This window comes from Klebsiella sp. MS 92-3, from assembly GCF_000195655.1.
Lineage (GTDB): Bacteria > Pseudomonadota > Gammaproteobacteria > Enterobacterales > Enterobacteriaceae > Klebsiella > Klebsiella pneumoniae.
Genome location: NZ_GL882790.1, coordinates 5,138 through 9,582, shown reverse-complemented (window position 1 = coordinate 9,582; position 4,445 = coordinate 5,138). Strand labels below are relative to the sequence as shown.

Annotated in this window: 5 protein-coding genes; 4 read left to right on the top strand and 1 reads right to left on the bottom strand. The window is 61.3% G+C overall.

Features of this window, described 5'->3' with window-relative positions:
* From HMPREF9538_RS17365 to HMPREF9538_RS17380, 4 genes are all read left to right on the top strand, one after another.
* A partial coding sequence (locus HMPREF9538_RS17365; protein ID WP_009484690.1) for a GlcG/HbpS family heme-binding protein occupies window positions 1-409 on the top strand: 409 nt, incomplete at its 5' end.
* 21 nt (window positions 410-430) lie between these two features.
* Entirely contained in the window at window positions 431-1,594 is a 1,164-nt protein-coding gene (dhaT, locus tag HMPREF9538_RS17370) for a 1,3-propanediol dehydrogenase (protein WP_004150927.1), read from the top strand.
* Window positions 1,595-1,614: 20 nt separating this feature from the next.
* Window positions 1,615-1,968 (top strand): glycerol dehydratase reactivase beta/small subunit family protein, encoded by a 354-nt coding sequence (locus HMPREF9538_RS17375; protein ID WP_009484688.1) that lies wholly within the window; start codon window positions 1,615-1,617, stop codon window positions 1,966-1,968.
* Complete coding sequence (locus HMPREF9538_RS17380; RefSeq protein ID WP_009484687.1) at window positions 1,969-2,499, top strand: cob(I)yrinic acid a,c-diamide adenosyltransferase; 531 nt, start codon at window positions 1,969-1,971, stop codon at window positions 2,497-2,499.
* Here HMPREF9538_RS17380 and dhaR read toward each other — a convergent pair.
* The gene (gene dhaR / locus HMPREF9538_RS17385) at window positions 2,477-4,402 is read right to left on the bottom strand and encodes a dihydroxyacetone kinase operon transcriptional regulator DhaR (protein ID WP_020317099.1); all 1,926 of its coding nucleotides are present in this window, start codon (window positions 4,400-4,402) and stop codon (window positions 2,477-2,479) included. The genes HMPREF9538_RS17380 and dhaR overlap by 23 nt on opposite strands.
* Window positions 4,403-4,445: the final 43 nt, after the last annotated feature.

Genomic DNA, 4,445 nt, shown 5'->3' with positions numbered 1-4,445 from the left:
CCCCCCCCCCCCCCCCCCCCCCGGAGGGGGGGGGGGGGGGGCGGTGCAAAAAAAAGCCACTGAGATCAACGTGGCGGTGGTGTTTTCCGTGGTTGACCGCGGAGGCAACACGCTGCTTATCCAGCGGATGGACGAGGCCTTCGTCTCCAGCTGCGATATTTCCCTGAATAAAGCCTGGAGCGCCTGCAGCCTGAAGCAAGGTACCCATGAAATTACGCCAGCGGTCCAGCCAGGACAATCTCTGTACGGTCTGCAGCTTACCAACCAACAGCGAATTATTATTTTTGGCGGCGGCCTGCCAGTTATTTTTAATGAGCAGGTAATTGGCGCCGTCGGCGTTAGCGGCGGTACGGTCGAGCAGGATCAATTATTAGCCCAGTGCGCCCTGGATTGTTTTTCCGCATTATAACCTGAAGCGAGAAGGTATATTATGAGCTATCGTATGTTTGATTATCTGGTGCCAAACGTTAACTTTTTTGGCCCCAACGCCATTTCCGTAGTCGGCGAACGCTGCCAGCTGCTGGGGGGGAAAAAAGCCCTGCTGGTCACCGACAAAGGCCTGCGGGCAATTAAAGATGGCGCGGTGGACAAAACCCTGCATTATCTGCGGGAGGCCGGGATCGAGGTGGCGATCTTTGACGGCGTCGAGCCGAACCCGAAAGACACCAACGTGCGCGACGGCCTCGCCGTGTTTCGCCGCGAACAGTGCGACATCATCGTCACCGTGGGCGGCGGCAGCCCGCACGATTGCGGCAAAGGCATCGGCATCGCCGCCACCCATGAGGGCGATCTGTACCAGTATGCCGGAATCGAGACCCTGACCAACCCGCTGCCGCCTATCGTCGCGGTCAATACCACCGCCGGCACCGCCAGCGAGGTCACCCGCCACTGCGTCCTGACCAACACCGAAACCAAAGTGAAGTTTGTGATCGTCAGCTGGCGCAACCTGCCGTCGGTCTCTATCAACGATCCACTGCTGATGATCGGTAAACCGGCCGCCCTGACCGCGGCGACCGGGATGGATGCCCTGACCCACGCCGTAGAGGCCTATATCTCCAAAGACGCTAACCCGGTGACGGACGCCGCCGCCATGCAGGCGATCCGCCTCATCGCCCGCAACCTGCGCCAGGCCGTGGCCCTCGGCAGCAATCTGCAGGCGCGGGAAAACATGGCCTATGCTTCTCTGCTGGCCGGGATGGCTTTCAATAACGCCAACCTCGGCTACGTGCACGCCATGGCGCACCAGCTGGGCGGCCTGTACGACATGCCGCACGGCGTGGCCAACGCTGTCCTGCTGCCGCATGTGGCGCGCTACAACCTGATCGCCAACCCGGAGAAATTCGCCGATATCGCTGAACTGATGGGCGAAAATATCACCGGACTGTCCACTCTCGACGCGGCGGAAAAAGCCATCGCCGCTATCACGCGTCTGTCGATGGATATCGGTATTCCGCAGCATCTGCGCGATCTGGGGGTAAAAGAGGCCGACTTCCCCTACATGGCGGAGATGGCTCTGAAAGACGGCAATGCGTTCTCGAACCCGCGTAAAGGCAACGAGCAGGAGATTGCCGCGATTTTCCGCCAGGCATTCTGAGTGTTAACGAGGGGGCCGTCATGTCGCTTTCACCGCCAGGCGTACGCCTGTTTTACGATCCGCGCGGGCACCATGCCGGCGCCATCAATGAGCTGTGCTGGGGGCTGGAGGAGCAGGGGGTCCCCTGCCAGACCATAACCTATGACGGAGGCGGTGACGCCGCTGCGCTGGGCGCCCTGGCGGCCAGAAGCTCGCCCCTGCGGGTGGGTATCGGGCTCAGCGCGTCCGGCGAGATAGCCCTCACTCATGCCCAGCTGCCGGCGGACGCGCCGCTGGCTACCGGACACGTCACCGATAGCGACGCTCATCTGCGTACGCTCGGCGCCAACGCCGGGCAGCTGGTTAAAGTCCTGCCGTTAAGTGAGAGAAACTGAATGTACCGTATCTATACCCGCACCGGGGATAAAGGCACCACCGCCCTGTACGGCGGCAGCCGCATCGAGAAAGACCATATTCGCGTCGAGGCCTACGGCACCGTCGATGAACTGATATCCCAGCTGGGTGTCTGCTACGCCACCACCCGCGACGCCGGGCTGCGGGAAAGCCTGCACCAGATTCAGCAAACGCTGTTCGTGTTGGGGGCTGAACTGGCCAGCGATGCGCGGGGCCTGACCCGTCTGAGCCAGACGATCGGCGAAGAGGAGATCAGCGCCCTGGAACAGCTTATCGACCGCAATATGGCCGAGAGCGGCCCGTTAAAACAGTTCGTGATCCCGGGGAAGAATCTCGCCTCTGCCCAGCTGCACGTGGCGCGCACCCAGTCCCGTCGGCTCGAACGCCTGCTGACGGCCATGGATCGCGCGCATCCGCTGCGCGACGTGCTCAAACGCTACAGCAATCGCCTGTCGGATGCCCTGTTCTCCATGGCGCGTATCGAGGAGACTAGGCCTGATGCTTGCGCTTGAACTGGCTGGCGTCAATATCGTACTGCTTCATTTTGCGCCACAGGGTGGTGCGGCCGATATTGAGCAGCTGCGACATCTCCTGCACCCGCCCGCTGGTCACCCGGGCGGCGTGAATAATAGCTTCCTTTTCGATGGCGCTAAAAGTCAGGCTGGCCGGCAGCAGCGATGACGCGCTATCCCCGCCCGGCCGCTCGGAAAAGAGATATTCCGGCAGATTACTCAGGCGAATGTGGCCGTTGTCGCTGCTGATGGCGATATTCTCAATGACGCTATTGAGCTCAAAATCATTCCCCGGCCACGAGTAGGCCACCAGCTGCGCCAGCGCGTCATCGTCCACTTTCAGTCGCGAAGAGAAACGCTTCTCCAGGCTCTTCAACCGGTTATGCACCAGCGACGGAATACTGTTGCGTCGGGCGCGCAGCGGCGGGATGACGATCTCAAAGGAGTGCAGCGCATAGTACAGCTGGCGGCTAAAGCGGTTCTGTTCCACCAGATTGGCCAGATCGACGGTGGTGGTGGCAATCACCTTCACATCCACCGGGATCAGGCGCCGGGCGTCGAGGCGGGTGAGCACGCCCTGCTTAATTACCTGCAGCAGGGCCGACTGCAGCTCCGGCGCCAGATACTCGATCTTTTCCAGAAACAGGGTGCCGCCGTTGGCCAGCTCAAGGCGGCTCAGGCGACCATTTTCATCGTCGGTAGGGGCGCTGCCCATAAAATCCTGACCCAGCACGCTGTCGGCATACAGCTGGCAGTTGACGGCGATATAGGGGCCGCCCGCCCGTTCGCTTTCATTGTGGATAGCCTGGCTCAGCAGCTCTTTCCCAACCCCCTCTTCACCGCACAGCAGCACCGGGAAGCCACCGCGCGCCGCCTGGCGGCCAAAGTGGATCAGGCGTCGGGTTTCCGGATCGTCGGCAGACATCTGTTCAAAGGTGTGGCTGACTTTACCGAGCTGGCTGGTCATCAGCTGCCGCATCTGCTCCACCGGGTGCAGCAGCAGAATAAAACTGTTGCCTTGCGCCTCGACAATCGGTTTTAAGGTGATCACCGCGTCGACAAACTGATGCTGACTTTCAAAGGTGACTTCGACGTGATTCAGGCCGCGGGCGTGTTTGATGGCGCGGCGCAGCAGCGCCGGGAGGGTCACCAGATCGGCGATATTTTTCCCCTGGCTGGCCTGAACATCAAGATGCAGCAGTCTCGCCGCCTGAACATTGAGAAACTGCAGCACGCCCTGTTCGTTCCACGCCATCACCCCATCGTCCATGCTCTCCAGCAGGCCGTACATCTGATTGAGGTGGCGGTTGGATTCCGCCAGCAGGCTGTCGGTAAGCAGGGAGTTACCCACCTCGCGGGCGATGGCCAGCGTCAGGGAGAGGTCGGCGCTGGACTGGTGCTCGACCAGACAGCAAAGCGAGATAGAGCCGAACAGCCGCCCGTGGTTATCAAACACCGGCGTCGAGCAAAAACTCCATGGCTGTAGCGCCTGCTTAAAATGCCGATCGCCGGCGGTGTTGATCGGCTGGCCCTGCATCGCGGCCAGCGACAGCGCGCAGGTGCCGATAATGCTCTCCGCGCAGTAGCTGCCGTCGCGAAATCCCAGGGCAGCCAGCTGGGCCAGGGTTTGCGGCTCGCCGCAACGGCTGAGGATGCAGGCAGACTCATCAAGAATAAACAGCGCGCAGGGGCGGCCGTCCATAAACTCCCAGGCGTCTTCCAGCGCCGCCTGGCCGATGGTCAGCAGCGCGGTTTTACGCCGACAGATGGAGTCGAAGGTCAGGCCCTGGGCCTGGTGCGGCGTTTGCCAGGTTTCGCGCTGCATAAACTTGCTGCAGCGGTGCCATGACTGGGCGATGACGGAAGAGACCGCCTTCCCGGTATCCTGAGTCTGAACAGTCATATCCTTTTCCGCGTTGTACCATAGAGAACCCCCCCCCCCCCCC